At 48.6% G+C, this 22,464-nt stretch carries 20 protein-coding genes; 11 read left to right on the top strand and 9 right to left on the bottom strand.

Translation table 11 applies throughout. The annotated features are described in order from the left end of the window. Window positions 1–7 precede the first annotated feature (7 nt). Window positions 8–2,638, bottom strand: coding sequence for an ATP-dependent helicase HrpB (hrpB, locus tag IDZ20_RS08970; RefSeq protein ID WP_188151096.1), 2,631 nt, complete (start codon window positions 2,636–2,638; stop codon window positions 8–10). 40 nt (window positions 2,639–2,678) lie between these two features. On the opposite strand from hrpB, the gene IDZ20_RS08965 reads away from it, so the two are divergent. Beyond that, a complete protein-coding gene (locus IDZ20_RS08965) occupies window positions 2,679–3,518 on the top strand; it encodes a M90 family metallopeptidase (protein WP_188151095.1) in 840 nt (279 codons plus the stop codon). A 49-nt stretch (window positions 3,519–3,567) separates the two neighbouring features. On the opposite strand, the gene IDZ20_RS08960 is transcribed toward IDZ20_RS08965, so the two are convergent. From IDZ20_RS08960 to IDZ20_RS08945, 4 genes are all read right to left on the bottom strand, one after another. Then, window positions 3,568–3,990, bottom strand: coding sequence for an MAPEG family protein (locus IDZ20_RS08960; RefSeq protein ID WP_188151094.1), 423 nt, complete (start codon window positions 3,988–3,990; stop codon window positions 3,568–3,570). Window positions 3,991–4,048: 58 nt separating this feature from the next. After that, a complete protein-coding gene (locus IDZ20_RS08955; RefSeq protein WP_188151093.1) occupies window positions 4,049–4,579 on the bottom strand; it encodes a YaeQ family protein in 531 nt (176 codons plus the stop codon). A gap of 52 nt (window positions 4,580–4,631) precedes the next feature. Further along, window positions 4,632–5,372 (bottom strand): dienelactone hydrolase family protein, encoded by a 741-nt coding sequence (locus IDZ20_RS08950; RefSeq protein WP_245792217.1) that lies wholly within the window; start codon window positions 5,370–5,372, stop codon window positions 4,632–4,634. Window positions 5,373–5,435: 63 nt separating this feature from the next. Further along, window positions 5,436–5,786, bottom strand: coding sequence for a HopJ type III effector protein (locus tag IDZ20_RS08945; RefSeq protein WP_188151092.1), 351 nt, complete (start codon window positions 5,784–5,786; stop codon window positions 5,436–5,438). 203 nt (window positions 5,787–5,989) lie between these two features. On the opposite strand from IDZ20_RS08945, the gene IDZ20_RS08940 reads away from it, so the two are divergent. Further along, a complete protein-coding gene (locus IDZ20_RS08940) occupies window positions 5,990–7,435 on the top strand; it encodes a PTS transporter subunit IIC (protein WP_188151091.1) in 1,446 nt (481 codons plus the stop codon). A 36-nt stretch (window positions 7,436–7,471) separates the two neighbouring features. Here the strand turns inward: IDZ20_RS08940 and IDZ20_RS08935 are convergent, their stop codons facing one another. After that, window positions 7,472–7,828: a YibL family ribosome-associated protein gene (locus IDZ20_RS08935; protein ID WP_188151090.1), complete on the bottom strand. Its 357-nt coding sequence runs from the start codon at window positions 7,826–7,828 to the stop codon at window positions 7,472–7,474. Between the two features lie 200 nt (window positions 7,829–8,028). Here IDZ20_RS08935 and IDZ20_RS08930 point away from each other — a divergent pair, with 200 nt between their 5' ends. The 6 genes from IDZ20_RS08930 to IDZ20_RS08905 all read left to right on the top strand — a co-directional run bounded on the left by IDZ20_RS08930 (window position 8,029) and on the right by IDZ20_RS08905 (window position 15,504). After that, entirely contained in the window at window positions 8,029–8,715 is a 687-nt protein-coding gene (locus IDZ20_RS08930) for a response regulator transcription factor (RefSeq protein ID WP_188151089.1), read from the top strand. 25 nt (window positions 8,716–8,740) lie between these two features. Continuing rightward, window positions 8,741–10,135, top strand: a complete 1,395-nt coding sequence (locus IDZ20_RS08925) for a FecR domain-containing protein (RefSeq protein WP_188151088.1) — start codon at window positions 8,741–8,743, stop codon at window positions 10,133–10,135. A 34-nt stretch (window positions 10,136–10,169) separates the two neighbouring features. Continuing rightward, window positions 10,170–12,632, top strand: a complete 2,463-nt coding sequence (locus IDZ20_RS08920) for a CHASE2 domain-containing protein (RefSeq protein ID WP_188151087.1) — start codon at window positions 10,170–10,172, stop codon at window positions 12,630–12,632. A 326-nt stretch (window positions 12,633–12,958) separates the two neighbouring features. Then, complete coding sequence (locus tag IDZ20_RS08915) at window positions 12,959–14,119, top strand: OmpA family protein (RefSeq protein WP_188151086.1); 1,161 nt, start codon at window positions 12,959–12,961, stop codon at window positions 14,117–14,119. Between the two features lie 112 nt (window positions 14,120–14,231). Further along, window positions 14,232–15,053, top strand: a complete 822-nt coding sequence (locus IDZ20_RS08910; RefSeq protein WP_188151085.1) for a mechanosensitive ion channel family protein — start codon at window positions 14,232–14,234, stop codon at window positions 15,051–15,053. A gap of 76 nt (window positions 15,054–15,129) precedes the next feature. Further along, the gene (locus tag IDZ20_RS08905) at window positions 15,130–15,504 is read left to right on the top strand and encodes a hypothetical protein (RefSeq protein ID WP_188151084.1); all 375 of its coding nucleotides are present in this window, start codon (window positions 15,130–15,132) and stop codon (window positions 15,502–15,504) included. A 38-nt stretch (window positions 15,505–15,542) separates the two neighbouring features. Here the strand turns inward: IDZ20_RS08905 and IDZ20_RS08900 are convergent, their stop codons facing one another. Together IDZ20_RS08900 and IDZ20_RS08895 are read right to left on the bottom strand one after the other, a co-directional pair. Further along, complete coding sequence (locus IDZ20_RS08900; protein WP_188151083.1) at window positions 15,543–16,508, bottom strand: hypothetical protein; 966 nt, start codon at window positions 16,506–16,508, stop codon at window positions 15,543–15,545. Between the two features lie 181 nt (window positions 16,509–16,689). Continuing rightward, complete coding sequence (locus IDZ20_RS08895) at window positions 16,690–17,295, bottom strand: DUF1415 domain-containing protein (protein WP_245792216.1); 606 nt, start codon at window positions 17,293–17,295, stop codon at window positions 16,690–16,692. 101 nt (window positions 17,296–17,396) lie between these two features. On the opposite strand from IDZ20_RS08895, the gene IDZ20_RS08890 reads away from it, so the two are divergent. Together IDZ20_RS08890 and ypfJ are read left to right on the top strand one after the other, a co-directional pair. Beyond that, window positions 17,397–18,998, top strand: coding sequence for an ABC-F family ATPase (locus IDZ20_RS08890; protein ID WP_188151082.1), 1,602 nt, complete (start codon window positions 17,397–17,399; stop codon window positions 18,996–18,998). Between the two features lie 50 nt (window positions 18,999–19,048). Further along, entirely contained in the window at window positions 19,049–19,960 is a 912-nt protein-coding gene (ypfJ, locus tag IDZ20_RS08885; RefSeq protein WP_188151081.1) for a KPN_02809 family neutral zinc metallopeptidase, read from the top strand. A 104-nt stretch (window positions 19,961–20,064) separates the two neighbouring features. Here ypfJ and IDZ20_RS08880 read toward each other — a convergent pair whose 3' ends face one another. After that, window positions 20,065–21,576 carry a helicase HerA-like domain-containing protein gene (locus IDZ20_RS08880; protein ID WP_188151080.1) on the bottom strand — a complete coding sequence of 504 codons (1,512 nt, stop codon included), beginning with the start codon at window positions 21,574–21,576 and terminating at the stop codon, window positions 20,065–20,067. Between the two features lie 315 nt (window positions 21,577–21,891). Here IDZ20_RS08880 and IDZ20_RS08875 point away from each other — a divergent pair. Continuing rightward, a partial coding sequence (locus IDZ20_RS08875; RefSeq protein WP_188151079.1) for a DUF2780 domain-containing protein occupies window positions 21,892–22,464 on the top strand: 573 nt, incomplete at its 3' end.

Below are 22,464 nucleotides of genomic sequence, written 5' to 3'. Positions count from 1 at the left end.
AGAACACTTACTTATTATCTTTCGGCAAGGCTTCTTTTAGCAGTCGCTGTTTAGTAAATCGAGTTGCCGTTGCCTCCCAAGGGTTATCTGGCCAGGGGTGTTTCGGGTAACGCCCTTTCATTTCTTTTTTCACCTCGGCGTAGCTGCCATTCCAAAAACCTTCTAAATCTTGGGTAACCTGTAGCGGCCTTCGTGCTGGCGACAATAAATGTATTAATATTTTCACCTTGCCCTGAGCAATTGTCGGTGTAGTTTTCGCACCGAACATTTCCTGTAATTTAACTTCCAAAACCGGGGGAAATCGATCGTAATCCAATGAGTAGGATGAACCGGAGGGAACCGTTATATTTGTGGGTGCTAATTCATCCAGTTTTTGCGGTAGCGGCCAAGGTAAAAGGCCCTGTAAAATCGAGTGTAAATCCAGCCCCTGTAAATCACTTTTGTTTTTCACTTGATTTAAATAGGGTAGCAACCAAGACTCTAGGTTCGCGGTAAGTGACTCATCGCTCAAGTCTGGCCAAGGTTGATCGTCGGACAAACAATAGTTGCGCAGCAAATTAACACGCGCCCGCCACTGCCGTAATTTTTTTGTCCAAGGTAAAATATTTAAGCCCTGTTTTTGAATGTACCCGAGTAAAGCTTGCTGGCGTTGCTGATCACTAATTGCGCCTAGCGGCTTTCGCTCCAATATAATTGAGCCGACACGCTTATGCGTTTCGGCAACTAAGCGCTCATCATTCCAATGCACGACAACATCTTCCGTTACCCAAGCTTGCATGACCTGAGCAAAAGTCTCTTCTGCTAACCTGACAGCAGAAAAAATGCGATCATCGGTTTGGCCAACCGCACCGCCGACTTCGGTTACCACCAACCAGCGACTACTAGTTAGTCCATCGCGGTCACCTAACTTTGCCGAGCGACCATTACTTAATTGATAGAGGGTTCGATTGTTGTCTCGCTGCCGTGCGATTCTATCCGGATAGGCACAAGCCAAAATGTAGGCTAAAGCCTGCTCGTCAATATCATTCCCATTCGAAGCAAACCTTACTTCATCAGCCGTTATATCGAGCTGTTTTGGCAACTGTTGTAAATAATTTTTCGCTTGCTGGCGAGTACGAGTGCACCAGTGCTGATAGGCTTTATCACAGTGACGGCGGCCGGCAAGCACCTCCACGCTTGGCAATAAATCAGCTGCGAACCCTTGAATAGGATTGCGTTCCGCCAGCAGTGCGGCAACCCACGTCCCCAATTGAGCCTGACCGCAACTCATAGACTTAAGCAGCATGTGGCCAATACGCGGATGCACCGGCATTTGCGCTACCAGTTCACCATGATCGCTAAGCCGATCATGGTCACCACTAGAAATCACAATACCCAAAAGTTTTAGTAGTTCCAGCGCCTGCGCCACAGCGGCCGCTGGAGGTGTGTTAAGCCACAATAATTCACTTGGGTTGGAAATCCCCCACTGCAGTAATTGCAGTAGCAAGGGTGCCAAATCGGCTTGAAGGATCTCGGGGCTGCTGAACTGAGTCAGCTGTGCTTGTTGTTCTTCGGACCAAAGCCTATAACAAACGCCAGCCGCTAAGCGCCCTGCTCGACCCGCCCGCTGAATACTCGAAGCACGCGATATACGTTGAGTTTTGAGGCGAGTTAAGCCCGTACGCGGATCAAATTCTGGCTTGCGGGTTAAACCGCTATCAATCACCACGGTAATACCTTCAATGGTGAGACTGGTTTCAGCAATATCCGTAGCGAAGACAATTTTTCGTGTTGCTGGTGCGGTTTTATCGAGCGGCTTAATGGCCTGCTGTTGCTGAGCCATAGACAAACCACCATGCAAGGGCAACAAAGCAACACTGGCATCAACTTGCCCAGACATAGCTGCGATACAGCGGTTGATCTCACCCTGCCCAGGCAGGAATAGTAAAATACTACCAACCTGCTCGACTAAGGCTTGCAAGGCGGTTTTTACAATTCGCTGCTGAATATTTTCATCAAACTTTCGCGCCGCCCCGTAATGCATAGCAACAGGAAAACTGCGGCCTTCACTTTTAAGCACTAGGGTTGCTGGCATCGCGCTAGCGCTGGGTTCGCGGGCATCTAGACGCGCGCGATCAAGCAGCTCTGCAACACCCACGCCATCTAGGGTTGCCGACATTACCAAAAGTTTTAAGGGGTTTTGTGCATCGCGAAACAGCTCGCGGGCTTGTAAACACAGTGCTAAGCCCAAATCTGAATGAATACTACGCTCGTGAAATTCATCGAAAATAATGGCCGCAACATTACTGAGTTCCGGATCGTCTTGCAGCCAACGGGTTAGAATCCCTTCGGTGACCACTTCGACAATAGTATTTTCGCTAACTTTTTTCTCGAGACGAATACGGTAGCCGACACGCTTGCCGACAGGCTCGTTAAGTAGACTCGCCATTCGTTCAGCCGCCGCACGTGCAGCGACCCGACGCGGCTCAAGCACAATAATTTTACGCCCACAAAGCCAGCTGCAATTCATTAAGGCCAGTGGCACCAAGGTGGTTTTACCGGCACCGGGAGCCGCTTCCAAGACCAATTCGTGTTGCTTGTTTAAGGCTTCGACGATGGCCGGCAACAGCGTGCTAATCGGCAAATTGGGTAAATTCATTTAAAGTAGACTTCTCTTTTAAGGATGCGACGTAAACACTATGACAATAACTCAAACATTTTACACCCTTCTCGCCAGTGCAATTTTAGCGTTCGTGGCTTGGCGCTACTACCGAAAATGGCGCTATCGCCAAGCTATGGCGCAGCCGTTCCCCACCGAGTGGGCATCCATTTTAAAACAATACTTACCCATCTACCCGCGTCTTCCCGAAGCGCTGCAAGGCGAATTACAGCAGCACATACTCCACTTTATTTACACCAAACAATTTGTCGGCTGTAACGGCCTGAACATCAACGACACCATTCGCGTAACCATCGCCGCCGAGGCCTGTTTATTACTGCTGAATAGGCCCACAACTCGCTACGCAAATTTAAAATGGATTTACGTCTACCCTACTACCTTCACTGCAAAACGCGAGCACCAGGATGAGTACGGCGTGGTTTCGCAAAAGCGTGCGCATTTACTTGGGGAATCTTGGCAGAATGGTCGAATTGTTTTAGCTTGGGACAGCGTAGAGCAAGGTATGGCAAATTTTACCGATGGCCACAATGTGGTACTACATGAATTTGCCCACCAGCTCGATCAAGAAGACGGCGCCGCCAATGGTGCGCCGCTGCTGTATACAAAAGATGCCTATCGAATTTGGGCACAGATTTTTAGTGATGAATTTAACCAATTACAATCGACCTTAGCACGCGGCAATTCCAGCTTGATCGACAGCTATGGCGCTACCAACCCCGCAGAATTTTTCGCCGTGGTTACCGAGGTTTTTTTCGAGCGACCACTGCAAATGCAAGCCCGTCACCCGGAGCTGTTTGAACAGCTGCGCGATTACTATCATCTCGATCCGTCACAGTGGTTAAGCACCAAAGCGATGTAACGACTTTAGCCTGGACGCTCCACAAGGAAAGCGCCCCCAAGGACGGAAATTACAGAATAGAAATTGCCGACAACACCAATAATGCAATTGTGGCAATAAAACCAATAAGGAAAAAGTAGCTGCGCGGGCTAGGGTTTTTAGACGTAGAAATAAAGTAATAACCCAACATATGAATAAGCCGCGCAACCGCGTAAACCCATACAAAAATAGCGGTCCACTTAGCATCCGCACCAGAAAAAATTGCCAGAAAAGCGGCCGCCAACATCGTTGGGGTATTTTCCAAAGAGTTCATAAATGTTCGGTGGGCGCGATAAACGATTGATTCATGGCCAAGGCTTTCATCTATTTTCCCAGGTATCGCACCCGGCTGCTTGGCTTTGATAAAACTCGCAATTAGCGACTGTACAACCAAGGTTGCGATTACCACGAATATACCGAATAACGCACTATCATAAGTTTGAAAGCTAATCATAAGAATGGGCCTTTTTAGTCAGAAGTAGAAAACCTAATTTAACAGTCGGGCAGAAAAGCTACTGCAAGTTTAGCCAGTTAACTTCACACTCACCATCGGCGGTAGCAACAAATGCGGAATCGCCTGAAATAGTGACCGAGATCTCCATAGTGCGCTGCAACTTCGCCGCTAATGACTCTATTCCAGCGCGCTCAAAACGTCGTACATGAACCTTAAGCGCATCAATATGCTTTGATTCCTGCGCCCACCATACATCGGACTTAGTATTAAAACTATACACCCAAACATCCTGAGCTACGCGCGTTGCTTTTTTTAACTTATCGGGATTCGGTTCACCAACCTCGATCCAAAGGCCGGTTTGGCCATCTAAGGTTTTCGCCCAAATATCCGGCGTCTCCGGCGTGGACAAACCCTTGGTGAAAGCCAAGAACTCTTCAGCATGAATACAATACGCCATTACACGCGCCATCATCCGCTCGGCCGTTTCCGACGGATGCTGCGCTACTGTAAGCGTAAGCGTGTCGTAGTGGTTTCGATTTAAATCGGACAGTGAAATAGAAAATTTAATAATGGTGGCATTTAAAGCCATAAAGCACTCCGATTAAAAATTAAAACCAAAAACTATTATCGCGACAGCCAAATTAAGCGCGCAACACCCGCGAGAAAAAATCTTTCGCTTTTATATACATCTCTAATGCCAAGGCAGGGTCATAGCGTTCACCTTCATCACGCATAAATGCATGCTGGGCGTTCACTTCATGCCACTGATAATTCAATCCGATGGTTTGAAAATGCTGGATAAGTTTTTGCCGGCCCTCTACGGGAACATGAGGATCTTGCTTACCAAATACCAACACGACCTCACAGGTAATATCGACAGCTCGACTAAAACTATCATTACCCTCTGCAGCGGGCAGACTATTACTGTGTATATCGGTGGGATACAAACAGAATGCACCGTCGAGATTAGGGTTAATCGCCGCGCGAAAAGCGAGATGGCCGCCAATACAAACACCCATAGCGCCAACCTTGCCGCTGCAATAATCTTGCTCGCGCAAATAGTCGATCATCGCACTGGTGTCACTGTCGTGGCTTTCGAGTGGTTTTTCCCACTTGTCATTATTGCCTTTATCTTTACCGGCATCATCGTAGCCAAGCACTGTACCCAGCGGATTAAGCTCGTGAAAAACTTCCGGAACGATAACAATAAAACCCAAGCCTGCAAGTATATTGGCACTGCGCGCAATCGGTGCGGTAATTTGGAATATTTCGGAATAAAAAATAATCGCGGGGAAACGCCCATCTTCAACGGGGCGAAAGATTTGTACTTGCATCGCCCCGGTTGGGGTGATTAAGGTTTCAAAGTGCTTTTGGGTAATCACAGTAGTCTCCTATTTATTAGCCGATGTTATTTTATTCGCCAATGTTATTCGCTTAAGCTGTTTTTACGCGTCGTGCTTAGGCGTTAACGCAATGCCGTCGAAGCGAATTCCCAGCCAGCCATCGAGAATAAAGTTGCGGATATTGGCGTGATCGTCACCACTTGGGTTACCCATTACATCGTCCCTATAGTAGGCGCCAAATAAGGCTAAGGTTTCGGTTTCACTCAATGCATTTATTTGCGCGAAACAAAAAATCTTACATGAACCTTCATTGCTACCCGCAACATTTACGATGTCGCCATTATGAAATGTTGTGGGTATGTAGTCATAGTTATTCGCAATCACTGCAATAACGTCATTAAACTCTATACTCTCTGGGGTGTTGCGTACTTTTTGAATAAGGGCATCAATCATGGATAAACTCTATCTTCTATAACTATTGTAAAACCGAACCCTTGTAAGTGAACCGCTGAAACTAACCTAAGCCGCCACTTTTGTGGGCTAATAAAGCCGCGCTATTCTATAGGAGTTTCGACTGAAACGCTTTAGTATTGCCGTTCTAGTTCATCTAGTATTGCCAGCCAATCCATCCTGAAAAGCCCTGTGAGTTTGCCCCTATGCTACAAACCGCCCTCGATACCTTTTTTAGCTTCAAAGCCTACGTGATGCTACCCATTATCATTTTCTGTTTGGCTTTAGCGGTAAGGCTTTCACTAAAAAAATCGCTTATTACCGCCATTGAATTGGCGGTCGGCTTCGCAGGTGTGTTTATCGCTTTTGACTTTTTTGTCGCCAACATTAAACCCGCCGTGGAACAGCTGACTATAGTGCGCGGCTTAGATTTCCCCATCCTCGATGTTGGCTGGCCACCATTGGCAGCAATCACATGGGCTTCGCCGCTGGCAGCAATCTCAATTCCACTGGTGATTGTGTTAAATCTGGTCATGATCGCCACCGGCTTAACGCGCGCTATCTATATCGACGTATGGAACTACTGGCATTTTGCCTTCTTGGGGGCGCTGGTTATGAATGCGTCCGGCAGTATGCTATTGGGGTTGACGGCAACCGCCTGCTTGGCCATTTACTGCTTTAAATTAACCGAGTGGACAGCGCCGGACGTAGAGCGTGAACTTGGGATTAAGGGCGTTTCTGCATCACCGGTCTCCGTGAACGGCATTGTGCCCTATACCGCACTATTTGACTGGTTAATTGAGCGTATTCCGGTGATTAATAAAATCAACTTCAACCCTGAAAAAGCAGCTAATATCACCTTCACCAGTAATGCTAATAAGCCCGCGGGTCGTGATGCAGATGAAAAAAACAAGGATCAATCAGCGGACGAAAAAGACACCGAGCAAAGTTTACTCAGTTTATTAAGCGAGCCGATGGTTATGGGCGGCTCGATGGGTTTACTTCTCGCTCTGGCTGCTGGCTATTCGTTAAAAGAAACCCTAGAACTTAGCGTGCACATTGCCGCGGTGATGTTCATTTTGCCAAAAAGTGCCGGCCTTATTGGTAGCGCTATGATCCCGGTGACTACGGCACTTCGAATTCAAGTTGAAAAATACTTCCCGCACCGCTCCAACCTTATCGTTGCTTTGGATACGGGGTTTTTAATGAGCCACAAATCAGTAATCGCAACTGGCTTGATTCTAATGGCCTTAGCCATTCTTATCGCTTTGATTCTACCGGGGAATAAAGTGCTGCCGCTGGGGGATCTTCCCAATTTAATTTCGGTTATGTCGATTTCAGTATTAATGTTTAAAGGGAATGTGTTTCGAGCGGTGCTAGCCGGCATTCCGGTAATCATTTCATTTTTACTCATCGCCACACACCTAGCGCCGAAGTACACACAACTCGCGAGTCAAACATCGGCATTCAGCATCGAAAATATGGGGCTTATTACCGCCTTTACTGATGGCGGTCATCAGGTAAGATACATTTTATATTATGTGTTTGAAGGGAAAGTTTTAGCCCTAATTGCAGCTGCTCTCATAATACTAGCAATGCTATTTGTGAAACGTCGCCACGATCGATTGGCCCGCGCTAACGCCAAGGCATAACACTACAAAGCACTAGCACTGTAGAGCTACAACACACTAAAACTCAGATTTCGCGTAGCCGGTTACCACTGATATTCCCATGTCGCGGCCCAGCGCCGTCATGGGGTGAACAACAACCAAGCCTCGCACTTTCTTTTTTAGCGATCCCATATCCGCCTGCTCGGCTTTGGTTAGGGGCCGCGAAAAGGGTAACGCCTTAATCGCGCTGCCCTTTTCCACATTTTGCCGCGCGGTTTGTTGCTTTAGCGATGCTAACTGCTTTTCTAGAACGGCAATATCGGTGGTGAATTTATCCACCATCGCGGTATCGCGTCGTTTTTCGGCCGCGTCCAATTTCTGTTGCGCGTTGTACAGTTTATTGGATGTATTCTGTATATCGTTTTTAATACTCATCGAAATGCCTAATTGCTGTATGGTGAATTCACTCGCCGATCTCCCACAAACAGCTCAACACAAAGTCCCACAAGTGGAAAAAGCTGAGCGTAGCGGAATTTATTTGGCATAATAGGCGCTGTGCTGCTGCCGTGCACGCGGTTAATGCATTCACAGGCAAAATCTATTGCCGTGACCACACTAAATACTAGGGGGTTAGAGTGAAAATTGGGCTTCTCGAAGACGATCCAGCACAAGCCGAACTTGTCATAAGCTGGCTGGAAGAAGAGGGCCATGAAGTACTTCACGCTAATCGCTGCAACCTGTTTTTAGACCTGTGTCGCGAGCATCTCCTCGATATGGCGATTCTCGACTGGCAGCTTCCCGACCAAACCGGTCTGGACGTACTGGTCACGCTGCGCCAGCAAATGGCCAGCACCATGCCGATTCTATTCTCCACGCAGCGCTCCGCCGAGGAAGATATTGTTAAAGCCCTGCAATCTGGTGCTGATGACTATTTGACCAAACCGGTTCGCCAGTGGGAGCTACTGGCTCGCATTAGCGCCTTGGGCCGCCGCGCTGGTATTGCTGACGACTCCTCCACTATTGAGCTGGGGCCAATTCAGCTGAATACACAAACTGAATCTATTAGCCTCAGTGGCGAGCCGGTAAAGCTTACCCGCAAAGACTATTTGGTCGCACTCTGCCTGTTTCAGCATCAAGGTAAAGTCCTTTCCCGCGAGTTCTTGTTAAAGTCTGTATGGGGCATTGCCACGGGTTTAGATACCCGAACGGTAGATGTACACGTTAGCCGCGTCAGGCGCAGCCTAAAAATTGGGCCGGAAATGGGCTACACCATAAAAACAATTTATCAGCATGGCTATCGCCTCGAAAAAGTTATTGCTTAATTAATCCGCAAAAAGGAACTGCCTTGTGCTTAAGACTCTAAAACGTCTCGACTTTGGGTTTATTACTCGCCGCTGTCACCTAACAGGCGTCGCCATTGCTCTAATGCTTGGACTAGGCTCCGCCAGTGTAGGCGCCGAAGATTGGGTTTACACCGTGCGAGCCAACGACACGCTTTGGCACCTGTGCTTGAAATACACCACCCAGAAAGGTTGCTGGCAAAAAATTGGCCCCTATAACGGTGTTGATTACCCACGCTCGCTCGCCCCGGGAACTCGTATACGCTTCCCTGTTGCTTGGCTTAAAGCCCAACCGATAGGCGTAGAGCTAATTTATGTTGCTGGTGAAGTTCGAGTACGCGAAACCAGCGAAGGTGATCAAACCACACGCATTGCAGCGCTTGGCGACACACTGAGCATGGGCAATGAAATTGAGACCGGCGCCGACAGCAGTGCCAGTTTGCGCTTTGCCGACGGCGCTGTAATGGTGCTAGAAGAAAACAGTCATATCCAGCTGGACTCACTCTCCCAGCACGGCAACACCGGCATGGTCGATTCGCGCATTAACCTGTTGCGCGGTGCCGCCAAAACGAAAGTGCCCAAACGTGAACCGCGCTCACAGTTTCGCGTTTCTACTCCATCCGCCGTGGCTGCGGTACGCGGCACAGACTTTCGGGTAAGTGCCAATGGCAACGATGGCGCCGCCAGCATGCTCGGCGAGGTGTATGAAGGTAATGTCGATGTCGACAACAGCGCTGCAGATGCAGTGATGGTCGCCCGTGGCTACGGGATTAAGGCCGAAAAAGGCCAGCCACTTATGCAGCCTACCGCCCTCTTGCCCGCACCAGAATGGCGCGACCTAAACCCCAGCCAAGCGCTGCCAATTACCCTTACATGGCACCCGCTAGCCGGCGCTCAAGGTTATAAAATCAGCATATTAGAGTACTCAGAAGAGGAAAAGGTCATAGGCTCTGGGTCGACAACAGACAATGAACTTACCCTGCCAATTACTGAAAACGGCTGCTACAAAGTTCGTCTTAGCGCACGTGACAAGCTTGGGTTACAGGGCATGCCTGCACAGCAAAATATTTGCGCGGCACTAGCACCTAGCGCTGTTACCGTAAGCGCCAATAGCAGTAAAAAACTCACCCATATTAGCTGGACACCTGCAGAGGGAGCCGTTGCCTATCAGCTGGAAGTTTCCCGCAGCCCAAGCTTTGACAAGCTGCTGCGCAACGAAACCGTCGCCGCTACCGAGCTAGATCTCGCCGGCAGGCTACCGGGTAAGTTTTATGTGCGCGTGCGCCCACTGGCCGAATACCAGGTGGCCGGCAACTACAGCGAACCGGTAGAAGTTAAAACCCGCGATACCGCTTTAATTATGTGGGTACTCGGCTCTTTATTAACTATGCTGCTTCTGTAAATAAACCCACTTAGGTAACTAAAGCACAACCCTAATGCGGCAACTCTCTAAGCTGTTCTCTCACCTGTTTATTCCGCTACTGTTAGCGCTGCTGGCCGCCACGGCTCAGCAGCGCCAATGGCTGGAAGCGTTAGACCTGCTTATCTACGATACCATTCAGCAACACCTGCCCAACCCGAGCAAACCAACCCAAACCCTTATTGTCGCCATCGACGAACAGAGCATTGAACAGCTGGGTCGCTGGCCTTGGCCACGTGCCACTCACGCCGACCTGTTACAACAACTAACCGATGCCAAGGTTAGCGCCGTAGTATTCGATATTTTATTTAGCGATCCAGATAAGCGTTCGCCCGAGAACGACATACTCCTGCAAGAGGCGATCGAACAGAATGGCAAAGTGGTATTACCACTGTATTTCGAGGCCATCAACAACAAAGGGCAACTACTCGAGATTCCGCCCACGCCACAGCTTTATCAGGCTGCGGCCGCTATCGGCCACGCTCATGTTTCCTGCGACAGTGACGGCGTCTGCCGCTCGGTCTTTTTGAAAGAAGGCTTAGGAGAACCCCGTTGGCCACACATAGGTGCTGCTCTGGCGACCCTGTTAAATACGCAGACTGCACTACCGGGGAGTCGCTCGCCGCCAGAAGTAGAGCCCTCGCCAATGCTGTTATACCGCGATTACCACAATTACATCGCTTTCAACGCCAGCAACCGTATTCCAACTCTGTCCTACATCGACCTGCTCAACGGGCGCTTTCCGCCGGAGCTGCTAAAAGACAAAATTATCTTTATCGGTGCAACCGCAGCCGGCGTTCACGATGTGCTAACAACACCTATTGGGCGTATTGCCGGGGTTGAGATTAGCGCGCAAATTTACAGCCAGCTCGCCAATCATGAACTTATCCAACGCCTCGCCAGTGGTATTGCAAGCGTTGCTACCGGCCTAGTCGTCTTAGTCCTACTGAGCGCCCTATCCTTCCTGAGCCCAGCACAATTCCTACTGAGTACGCTAGGCAGCGTGATTCTTTTGATAATTGCGACCATCTGCAGCCTACAGTTTGGCCAACTATGGATTCCAGCCGCCAGCAGTATTATCGCGGTACTGGTGTTTTACCCCTTGTGGAGCTGGTTGCGATTGGAGATTGCCCTAAATTATTTAAAGCGCTCCATACGTTTTATTGAACAGTCGGAAAACACCGCAAACTATGCCGCACTCAACCACAGCTTATTCTCCAAACCCTCTTCTGCCACAGCGTTAATCGGCGGTTCGGAAGTCGTCAGCCGCACCATTACCCAACTGTTTAATGCCAACCGGGAACTGGAAACAACTCGACAGTTGCTGCAACAAAGTATCAACGGCTTGCATGAGGGTATGATCGTATTCAGCGAATCTGGTGAAATCATTCTGTTCAACCAACAAGCCGAGGTTTGGTTTCCTCATATCCGCCAGAACAGCGATATTGTAGACCTACAGGACGGCTTCCAGCTGACCGCAGAGTACGACTGGTCAGCCTTAACCCGCGACCTATTAGCCAACGACAGTGATTTTCACCTCGAGGCCAAATGCCAAAATAATACCCGCCAAAGCGATACTGTAGCGACCATTGCCGAGCTGGCAAGTGAGAATGACGAACCCGAGACTGGCGAAATACAGCTGTTTATTCAAGCGCGTAGAATTGGCATAGAGCGCCGCTCTCACACCAAGCGTGGCACCTCCTATTCGGCAAAGGTGGGAGTGTTAACGTTTATTGATATTACTCAATTGAAAGAGAGCGAATTAGCGCGCATGGAAACGCTCAACTTTATATCCCACGATTTGCGCTCGCCGATGGTATCGATACTCGCCCTGATCCAAAGCGCCCGAAAAACTAAACCCGAGGCTCAAACCGGCGAAAGAGCCAAGCTTCTCGCCGATATCGAACAATACGCACAACGCAATTTAAGCTACGCCGAAAGCCTGCTGCAACTAAGTCGCGCCGAAAACTCTGCCAACGAAAGCTTCCAGTGGTGTGACCTTCACGCCATCATCGACGATGCACACCAGCAGGTAATGGCACTAGCGGCCGATAAATCAATCTCGATAGACGTACACAAACAAGATGCCGATTTTTGGGTAAATGCCGACTTTGAGTTGCTACTGAGAGCATTAATTAACCTCTTAACCAACGCGATTAAATACAGCCCCAGCTACACCAAGATTCACCTCTCACTAAATGCGGCCGAAAGCCTCGATTCGGCTCGTCCTCACGCGCTAATCACCGTTGAAGACCAAGGCCAAGGCATCGCCAACCAAGACCTGCCGCTGCTGTTCCAACGCTTTAAACGCCTTCCAAACAACGGCGACAACCCCGGCGCCGGCCTCGGTTTATTCTTCGTCAAAACCGTTGCACAAAAATTACACGGCCGCTTAAGTGTTCGCTCAGTCGTTAACGAAGGAACAACATTTGAGCTTGCTCTTCCGCTCGCCGGATTTGAAGACGAGCTCCACAACTAGCTTTTTGCATGCTATTTTATTGCCTAAGCGTGACCCATAAACCTGCCGACAACGTAAAAGCGCGCGACATGACCCAATGTCTCTCAGCTAAAACCGCAATACTGGTTTAAAAACAACCTAAGTCGAACGAGTTCTGAGCTAAAACCGAACAATAGCCGCTCTCTGGTCAAAGTTCTGTCTAACCGCTTTTAGCGTTCGTAAAACAAAATGTAAAAATATTTTACAGGGTTTTACACACCTTTTTTTGCATCTCAGCCACAATAGCCTCATCGCTTAACACACATAAAAACATTCACAATTCACACTAGACGTAAGGAAGAAACACAATGGATCACAATAACAACCAATCTAAAAAAATCAGCACATTGAAGCCTTTAGCTTTGGCCGTAGCCTCAGCTGCATTAATTGCAGCTCCGCTTAGCAATGCCGGCGACGTCCAAGACAGCGGTTTTACCCTCACGCCTTCTGTAGGCTACATCACTCACGATAGTAATCGTCAAGGAGTGGAAGACACTGCGTCAATGTCGCTAGCGGGTGGATATCAATTTAACAGCCCTTGGGCTGTGGAACTTGCTTACCTAACATCTGAACCTGAAATTTCTGGCACCAACCTAGACGCCGATTCTGACCAATTGCGCCTGGATGCTTTGTACCATTTTGGCAAGGGCGAAAAAGCTCAGCCATACGCTGTGTTTGGTTTGGGCGAAAGTGACATTAAATCTGGCGGTTCATCCTTTGATGACGTTTTTGTAAACGCGGGACTGGGTTTGAAGTATGCGTTTAACGATGTTGTTTCTTTGCGTACCGACGTTCGCGCCATCCAACAAAAAGATAGCGACGCATTTCAAGCTGCGGTAAACCTTGGTGTTAGCTTTTTACTTGGCGGCAAGTCAAGCGGAACCAGCACTACAAAAGACGATAACAAAGATAGTGATCGTGATGGCGTATTAGATCGTGTAGATGCTTGCCCTGGCACAGATCAAAACACACCGGTAGACACTAGCGGTTGCCCTCTGGTACTCGATGCTGACGGCGATGGTGTGCAGGATAAAAATGACATTTGCCCCGATACAAAAGCCGGCGCAAAAGTTGATGGCCGCGGCTGCTACATGACGTTAAAAGAAGACGTAACCGTTGCATTGAATGTAAATTTTGCTAACAACTCAGACGTTATCGTAAGCGAATCCAATGCAAAAATTCTTGAACTAGCGAGCTTTATGAAGCAGTTCCCAATGAGCAAAGTTGAAATTAAAGGCCACACCGATGATCGCGGTGCAGCAAGTTACAACAAAAACCTTTCTCAGTTGCGTGCAAACGCGGTTAAGAAAGTCTTAGTCGAAAAACACGGTATCGATGCTAACCGCGTTACTGCAATTGGATACGGCGAAGTTCAACCGATTGCCGACAACAACACCGCAGCTGGTCGCGCTAGTAACCGTCGAGTAGAAGCTCAGGTTAGCGCCACCGTAGAAAAAACCATTCAGTAAGGGTTTAAACAGTAACAATCCAATCTAGGCGGGCGCAAGCCCGCCTATGTCACCGCCCCGAATACATATCTTCAAACCTATAATTTTCACATCAAATATTAAGGACATAAGCATGGAACAAAATATTCAAGATCTGTTGGAAAAAGCGCCGGAACTATTGGCTACTTACGGAATAAAAGTGGCCTTAGCCATTGCGGTCTACATTGTCGGCAAATGGATAGCCAACTTGATAGCCAACCTTTTACTAAAAGGCCTAACGGCACGTAAAGTTGATTTAACAATTTGTACGTTTACTCGCAACATTGTTTATTACGCACTGTTCACCATGGTCATTATTGCGGCTTTGGGTCAACTCGGAATTCAAACAGCCTCATTCGTTGCGATTATCGGTGCTGCTGGTCTTGCTATTGGTTTTGCATTACAGGGATCGCTCGCTAATTTCGCTTCTGGCGTACTACTTATATTATTTCGCCCGTTTAAAATTGGTGATTTTGTTGAAGCTGGTGGAACCGCAGGTGTGGTAAGAGAGATTTCGATCTTCTCAACTATTTTGACAACCGGCGATAACAAAACCGTGATTGTTTCCAACTCTGGCATCATGGGTGGAAACATCACTAACTACTCAACACAGCCAGAGCGTCGTGTCGATTTTACTGTTGGTGTTGGCTACGGTGCTAACCTAGATTTAGTTCGTAAAGAGTTAGAAGCTATCGCCAGTGAAGATACCCGCATCCTGCAAGAGAAAGGTATTACTATCGGTGTTGCCGAGCTAGCCGATTCATCAGTAAATTTTGCCTTCCGCGTTTGGGTAAACTCAGCCGATTACTGGGCGGTATTCTTCGACACTAACGAGAAAATCAAGAAGCGTTTTGACTCGGTTGGAATTGAAATTCCATTCCCACAAATGGATGTTCATTTATCCAAAGAAGGTTAATTTCCGAAAATCTTAGCTGGGGGCCCTCCCCCAGCTATATCAAAGGCAAAGAAGTACAAAGGAACGAGGTAATAAAATGGACGTGATACGCAGTAGCGCAACTTTTCTAATACTACGCTTACGACTTGCTTGTTCAGAAACTCAAGCAATCCAAACTTTTTGTGAGCTGTGTGATATTGACGATCGCCACCAAACTATAGAAATTTTGCAAGCGAAACTAAAGCAGATACACCACACACCCTTAGAAGAAAGCACGGTTAACCAAGGCTATGCGGTTCCAGAACTAACGCCAACCGACATACAGATTATTTTTGGCCAGAAAAAGCTATTAGCTTTCGCGCATACACTTGAGGCCGATGTGCAAAAGGTACGTGAAGCACTGTGCGAATTACTACCAGCACTAATCAACAGATTTTATGCGCTAGAGTTGGACAGCCAAAACTCGCAATAGTGAAAGCAGCTTAGTAGCGAACAGAGATAGGATTAGAACTAACGATAATGGCGAATAAAATACTCGGTAATTTCTTTACTCGCGGACTGAGAGATGAACGGGTTTTCCAGCATTAGCAAAACTTGATCGTCAGTAAAGCTTACCGTTTTAGCCACCGGGAAATGTTTAAAAAGCAACTCATCAGAGTCAACCTCACCGCCAGCCTCCGCTAAGCTAGCTTCAGTTTCGCTAACAGCATCGTCATCATGAAACAAAACCTTCAAGCCATAAGCAATACGCTGTGAAGCCGCGGGAGACATTTTGCTAACGCTGATGTAAAGCGGGATTGGGTAAAAAAGATAAATATCTTCGGCGATCACGAAGTCCGGGTAGGTTTCCTGTACCGCGGCGAGCGCGGTATCCACCTCTAAAATACTCAGTGGAATAAAATCAAAGCGTTTCTTTTCCAGCATAGGGAATAACGCAGAAAAACTGTTAGCGTCGACAACCTCCACATCATAGTGACTGTAAATACGAGAATCTGGCCAACCGCTACCCTGCCCAGCTTTAAATGCCCTAAGGTCGTCAATCGTTCGTACTGCCCGAAAAGCCGTTTGATCCTCTTTACGAATAATTAATTGCCGCAAGCCCAGTAACGACTTCATATAAGCGCGTAAATATAGGTCTACCTTTTCTGCACCATTTTCACGCATCCCCCAACCGGTACTCATCCCTGTATCAAGCGCACCGCGTTCGCTGGCAATCATAGCGCGAACGGTGCTCATCACCTTATCGACAAACGTCAGCTTATAAGGGCCAAATTTGCTCTCGCCTGCCGCAACCACAGCCGAGATCAAATCTTCTTGGTACGACTTCATCTCACCACTCCAACCGCTGACGTTGTGCTTTATCTCAAGCGGTGCTGGCGTCGATAGCAGGGACTTAGAATCAGCCTGAAGATTAGCGGCGTGAAGCGACGCCAACAGCAGAGTTAACTGTGTCCAGAAACGTTGAGCATTAGTCATTAGAGGTCTACGCACAGAGAACATCCACCGGGAAACTACCTGAAGTATAGACTCCATAATCGACCCAGAGTGCAGAAAGTTTCGCGGTTTACAGGGCCTAGATCGCCAGAAGGATGATTTTGGTGCCTCGGAGAGCTCTAGACACCGCTAAGTTGAACCTGCCGAAGTACGCGGTATATCGCTAGTTCTTGGGTTTTAATAACGCCAATATTTGTTCAACGCCGAGATTGCGCAATAACTCGATATTCTTGTCCGGAACCCGCTCAGCGTCGGGGTAATGGGCGATCGCTTGCTCGACACTTCGCTCCCGTAACAGATGCAGCACCGGATACGGCGCACGATTGGTGTAGTTTTCCACATCATCCGCTGCGGTACCAGCAAACTGATAGTCTGGGTGAAAACTGGCTACCTGAAACACCCCTTCTAAGCCCATTTCGAGCAACAAGTGGTCTACGGTATCTAGGAACTGGTTGTAATCGTAAAAATCAGTGAGCACTTGAGGGTGAATCAAAAGGCTAGTTTCAATCGCCGCATCGGCAACTAAGAGTGTTAGCTCCGCCTCTAAATCGGCCAACAACTGTAGCTCTTCGGTCGCTTCAGAAACACTAAAGCGCACTCGGTTGGCGAGTAGCTCGCGCTGGGCAAATGGGCAAAGGTTTAACCCTACGACTAGGGTTTCAACCCAATGTTGCACTGCGCTAATGACCGCTTGGTTATCCAAGATAAGACTCCACGAAGCTGGAAATGGGGAGGCATGATAGGCCCCCACCCCAAAACCTACAACCACAGGTCATTTATCTCCCCGTTTTACTCGACCTTAGCTGCACACTTGCCTATAGTGCGCCCCACAAAACCCTCTTCTAATCTGCTTGTAACGGGAACTCCATCTTGATCTCCACAGCCAACATCACCATGCAATTCGGCGCCAAGCCGCTGTTCGAAAACATCTCTGTCAAATTTGGTAATGGCAATCGCTATGGCCTGATTGGCGCCAACGGCTGCGGTAAGTCGACCTTTATGAAAATTCTCGATGGCAGCCTCGCGCCGTCTGCTGGCAATGTCTCGCTGGCACCAAACCAACGCGTAGGCAAACTGAGCCAGGATCAGTTCGCATTTGAAGACTATTCGGTGATTGATACCGTCATCATGGGGCACGACGAACTCTGGAAAATTAAGCAAGAGCGCGAACGCATCTACGGCTTGCCCGAAATGTCGGAAGAAGACGGTATGGCCGTTGCTGAGCTGGAGACCCAATTTGCAGAGCTAGATGGCTATAGCGCCGAAAGTCGCGCCGGAGAAGTACTGCTTGGCGCAGGCATCGAGCTAGACTTGCACTTTGGCCCCATGCGCGAAGTGGCTCCGGGCTTAAAGCTGCGGGTATTGCTCGCCCAAGCCCTGTTTTCCGACCCCGACATACTGTTGCTGGACGAACCGACCAACAACCTCGACATAAACACCATTCGCTGGCTGGAAGATATTCTGAACCAGCGCAGCAGCACCATGATTATCATCTCCCACGACCGTCACTTCTTAAACGCGGTGTGTACCCACATGGCGGATATAGACTACGGCGAGCTGCGCGTTTACCCCGGCAGCTATGACGACTTCATGATGGCTTCGGAACAAGCTCGCGAAAGCCTACATTCAGAAAATGCGAAGAAAAAGGCTCAAATCGCCGAGTTACAGCAATTTGTTAGTCGCTTTTCGGCAAATGCCTCAAAAGCCAAGCAGGCCACTTCGCGAGCCAAACAACTTACCAAGATAAAGCTGGATGATATCAAACCCTCTAGCCGCGTATCCCCGTACATTCGCTTTAACCAAGACAAAAAACTGCACCGCCAAGCACTAATACTCAACAAAGTTGGCCACGGCTTTGACGGTGAAACGCTATTCGAAAAAGGTAGCTTGATTCTTGAAGCAGGGGCTCGACTTGCCATCATTGGTGAAAACGGCGCCGGTAAAACAACCCTGCTACGCTGCTTAATGGACGAATTTAAGCTCCAGCACGGCACAATACAGTGGGCTGAAAACGCCACCCTAGGCTACTGCCCACAAGACAGCACCGCCGATTTTAATTGCGACCTCACTCTATTCGACTGGATGAGCCAATGGCGCAAACCCACCCACGACGATCAAATTGTACGGGCCACACTCGGCCGCCTACTCTTCTCTGCAGATGATTTTCAGAAAAAAGTTAAAGTCTGTTCCGGTGGCGAAAAAAACCGTTTGTTGTTCGGCAAGTTGATGATGCAAGACACCAACGTGCTGCTTATGGACGAACCAACCAACCACTTAGATATGGAATCCATCGAAGCGCTTAACCTGGCGCTAGAGCATTACCCCGGCACGTTGATTTTTGTGAGCCACGACCGTGAATTTGTTAGCTCGCTTGCAACCCGCGTGGTAGAAATTAAAAACCAAAAGCTAGTAGACTTCCAAGGTACATACGACGAATACTTAGCCAGCCAAGATGAAGCCTCTAAGAAGTAATAGAGCTACCGGCAGTTAAGCTAAATCCAGCCTACTTAAGGAGTGCAGTTATGCGTTGGCAATCGGGCAGACGTAGTAGCAACATAGAAGACCGTCGCGGCAGCTCAGATGCGCAAGGTATGATTGGCGGCGGAGGCATAGGCATACTGCTTAGAGTTTTACCGTTTTTACTGCGTACAAAAGTCGGTCGGATTATTTTGGGCTTGGGTGCGGCGGTATTTTTTGGTGCAAAAATGATGGGCATAGACCTGCTGCCACTACTGCAAGGTGGCGCAGTTAAATCGTCGAGTTCGGGGAGCCCCCAGCTCTCTAAAGCGGATCAAGAGTTAGCGGAATTTGTCGCCGTCGTATTGGCCGATACCGAAACCACTTGGCACCAACAATTCCAAAAACTAAACAAAACCTACCAAGAGCCAAAACTGGTACTGTTCAGCGGTTCGGTATCATCCGCTTGTGGCCGTGCTGGTGCGTCTATGGGCCCGTTCTACTGCCCTGCAGACCAAAAAGTCTATATTGACCTTTCCTTCTATCGCGACCTTAAAACTCGCCACAACGCGCCCGGCGACTTCGCTCAAGCCTACGTGATCGCGCACGAAGTGGGCCACCATGTGCAAACATTGCTCGGTATCTCAAAGCAAGTTCACGCACAAAAAGCCAAGGTTTCGAAAGAAGCTGGTAACGCGCTCTCGGTAAAGCAAGAGCTGCAAGCCGATTGCTTTGCAGGGCTTTGGGGCCACACAGCTCATATCGATAGGAAATTGTTAGAACCTGGCGACCTAGAAGAAGCACTAGTCGCCGCCAGCGCTATTGGCGACGACCGCTTACAAAAGCAGTCTCAAGGGCATGTAGTACCAGAGAGCTTTACTCACGGCTCGTCTGAACAGCGTGTGCGCTGGTTTAAGAAGGGTTTCGAATCAGGCGATATTCGCCTATGCGATACCTTTTCGGCTAAAACGCTTTAATCCTACAAACTCGCTTTAGCTTACTTTTATCAACTGGCTTTTATCAACTGGCTTTTAAGCGTTAAACGCTTAAAAGCCAGTGCTTACAACACACTTATTCAAATCTAGCGCTTAAAAATAGAACCAAGTATGCCCCGTGCTATTTGTCGCCCCAGCTGACTGCCAACCGCACGGCTAATACTCTTCATTAAAGCCTCGCCAACCGACTGTCGATTGCTGGCGCGACGCTTCGGCTTTGCCGCCGCTGTACGCTGTTTACTCTCCTGCTTTGCCGCTCGTTCGCGTTCCAGCTGGCGCTGCTCTGCCGACTCGGCAGCCTTCGTTTCCGCCATTTGCTGTTCGGTACGCTTTAACAACAACTCATGAGCCGACTCGCGGTTAATCCTTACATCGTACTTTTCACCAAATGCCGAACGCGCCAATTCTACTTTTCGTTCTGCCTCAGTAAGCGGCCCAATACGACTAATCGGCGGGCATATCAAAGTTTTCTCCACCGGCTGCGGTCGCCCTTTTTTATCTAAACAGGAAACCAAAGCCTCACCGGTTCCCAGCTCAGGCAAAACCGTTAAGGTTTCAAATTCGGGGTTATCACGAAAACTTTCGGCCACGGCTTTTAACGCTTTTCGATCTTTACCGGTAAAAGCCCGCAGCGCGTGCTGAATCTTTAAACCTAATTGACCGGCAACCTCACTGGGAATATCCAGCGGGTTCTGGCTTACAAAAAATACCCCAACACCCTTCGAGCGAATTAACCGCACTACGTTTTCAATTTTTTCGGTTAAGGATTTGTTGCTGGTTTTAAATAACAGGTGAGCTTCATCCAAAAAAATGACCAGCTTAGGCTTATCTGGGTCGCCCACTTCAGGGAGTTCTTCAAATAGCTCGGACAACAACCACAACAAAATCGTACTGTACAAACGCGGCGAGTCTCGCAGCAGGGTTACCGCATGTAAAATATTAACAGCACCTTCGCCAGCGTCATTAACGGCCATTATGTCTTTTAATTCGAGCGCAGGTTCGCCGAGAAAATCGGCAATACCCTGCTCTTCTAAAATGAGTAAACGACGCTTAATTGCGCCAATACTGGAACTAGAGATATTGCCGTACACCGTTTTCAGCTCGGCGGCGTTCTCGCCAAGCCAAGCTAGCATTGCATTAAGATCCTCAATATCGAGCATTAACCAGCCCTGCTCGTCGGCCTCTTTAAAGCAAGCATATAAAATGCCGGTTTGGGTTTCGTTTAACTCCAACAGGTTGGACAGCAACAGCGGGCCAATATCACTAATAGTTGTGCGCAAGGGGTGGCCGCTAGTACCGCGCACATCCCAAAATACCGTTGGTAAGGGCGCGAAATTGTGTTCGCTAATACCGATATAGTCCAATCGCTCAGTTACTTTTGGGTGCGGCTTACCCGCACTGGCTAAGCCGGAAAGGTCGCCTTTTACATCCGGCAAAAACACCGGTACACCGGCGCGGGAAAGCTGCTCGACCATCACCTGTAGCGATACGGTTTTACCCGTTCCTGTGGCGCCAGCAATTAACCCATGTCGATTTAGCAACGACGTATCGATTTGCACCTGCTTTGTACCCGTACCACCCAACAGTATATGTGTCATAAAATGCGCCTCACCACATGCTTAATGTTAATCTCTATTGATAAACACCCATACTACCGTTTTAGCTCGCGGATAGCAGCTCTCAGGTGTGATAGACATCTAGTTTATTCTGCCCGCTTAACCGTATGATGGTAAGCCGCACCGCAATGTAAAACCTTGTTAAATACTCCCAAAACAACGCTTAGAAATTTGCTATCAAAAGCTTTCACCTGTAACTTCTCCAACACAAATTTACGACATAATATTTCAAACAAGCCGCAATAAAACGGCGAAGATTTTTAACTCTCATCACACTAGTCGAAACGGAGATCCACCATGAAAAAATTACTTATCGCGAGCGTTATCAGCCTATTTAGCCTGCATGCAAATGCCGGACTATGGGATAGCATCACAGGCCTATTTGGCAGTGACGAAAAAGAAGTAACAGAAGAAGTAGCCGACCAAGCTGCAACTATGGAAAAGCAAGCCGCAAGCGTAGAAAAATCTGCAACTAGCGACATGGTAGCGCAAGGTATGGCGCTGCTTCCTATGTTAACCAAAACACTGGGCGTTACCGAAACTCAAGCAACTGGCGGCATGGGCGCGCTATTGCAAGCGGCTACCTCTTTGCTTTCCGATGGCGACTCAAAGTCACTTCTTTCAGCCATCCCGGGTGCCAGTACTTTAATGTCAGCGGCTCCAGCGCTTAAGAAGCTAGCCGGTGGCGAAGCTGAAGGCGGAATGTTAGCCGGTGCAATGGGCGCCGCTGCTGAATACAGCGACAAAGCCAAGGCAGCAAGTCAGCTTACCTCACAGTTTGAATCTTTAGGTTTGGGTGCCGATATGATTCCTAAGTTTGCCGATACTGCTAGTAGCTTTTTAGATCAGTCTGGCAAAGGCGAAGTCGGT

It is taken from the genome of Teredinibacter waterburyi, from assembly GCF_001922985.1.
GTDB classification, from domain to species: Bacteria; Pseudomonadota; Gammaproteobacteria; order Pseudomonadales; family Cellvibrionaceae; genus Teredinibacter; species Teredinibacter waterburyi.
This window is presented reverse-complemented; position numbering and strand designations above follow the sequence as displayed.

Coding starts and splice junctions, on each gene's coding strand:
- ypfJ (WP_188151081.1), top strand. CDS start 19,049: ATGCGTTGGCAATCGGGCAGACGTAGTAGCAACATAGAAGACCGTCGC.
- IDZ20_RS08880 (WP_188151080.1), bottom strand. CDS start 21,576: ATGACACATATACTGTTGGGTGGTACGGGTACAAAGCAGGTGCAAATC.
- IDZ20_RS08910 (WP_188151085.1), top strand. CDS start 14,232: ATGGAACAAAATATTCAAGATCTGTTGGAAAAAGCGCCGGAACTATTG.
- IDZ20_RS08935 (WP_188151090.1), bottom strand. CDS start 7,828: ATGAGTATTAAAAACGATATACAGAATACATCCAATAAACTGTACAAC.
- IDZ20_RS08960 (WP_188151094.1), bottom strand. CDS start 3,990: ATGATTAGCTTTCAAACTTATGATAGTGCGTTATTCGGTATATTCGTG.
- IDZ20_RS08965 (WP_188151095.1), top strand. CDS start 2,679: ATGACAATAACTCAAACATTTTACACCCTTCTCGCCAGTGCAATTTTA.
- IDZ20_RS08915 (WP_188151086.1), top strand. CDS start 12,959: ATGGATCACAATAACAACCAATCTAAAAAAATCAGCACATTGAAGCCT.
- IDZ20_RS08955 (WP_188151093.1), bottom strand. CDS start 4,579: ATGGCTTTAAATGCCACCATTATTAAATTTTCTATTTCACTGTCCGAT.
- hrpB (WP_188151096.1), bottom strand. CDS start 2,638: ATGAATTTACCCAATTTGCCGATTAGCACGCTGTTGCCGGCCATCGTC.
- IDZ20_RS08945 (WP_188151092.1), bottom strand. CDS start 5,786: ATGATTGATGCCCTTATTCAAAAAGTACGCAACACCCCAGAGAGTATA.
- IDZ20_RS08920 (WP_188151087.1), top strand. CDS start 10,170: ATGCGGCAACTCTCTAAGCTGTTCTCTCACCTGTTTATTCCGCTACTG.
- IDZ20_RS08900 (WP_188151083.1), bottom strand. CDS start 16,508: ATGACTAATGCTCAACGTTTCTGGACACAGTTAACTCTGCTGTTGGCG.
- IDZ20_RS08905 (WP_188151084.1), top strand. CDS start 15,130: ATGGACGTGATACGCAGTAGCGCAACTTTTCTAATACTACGCTTACGA.
- IDZ20_RS08940 (WP_188151091.1), top strand. CDS start 5,990: ATGCTACAAACCGCCCTCGATACCTTTTTTAGCTTCAAAGCCTACGTG.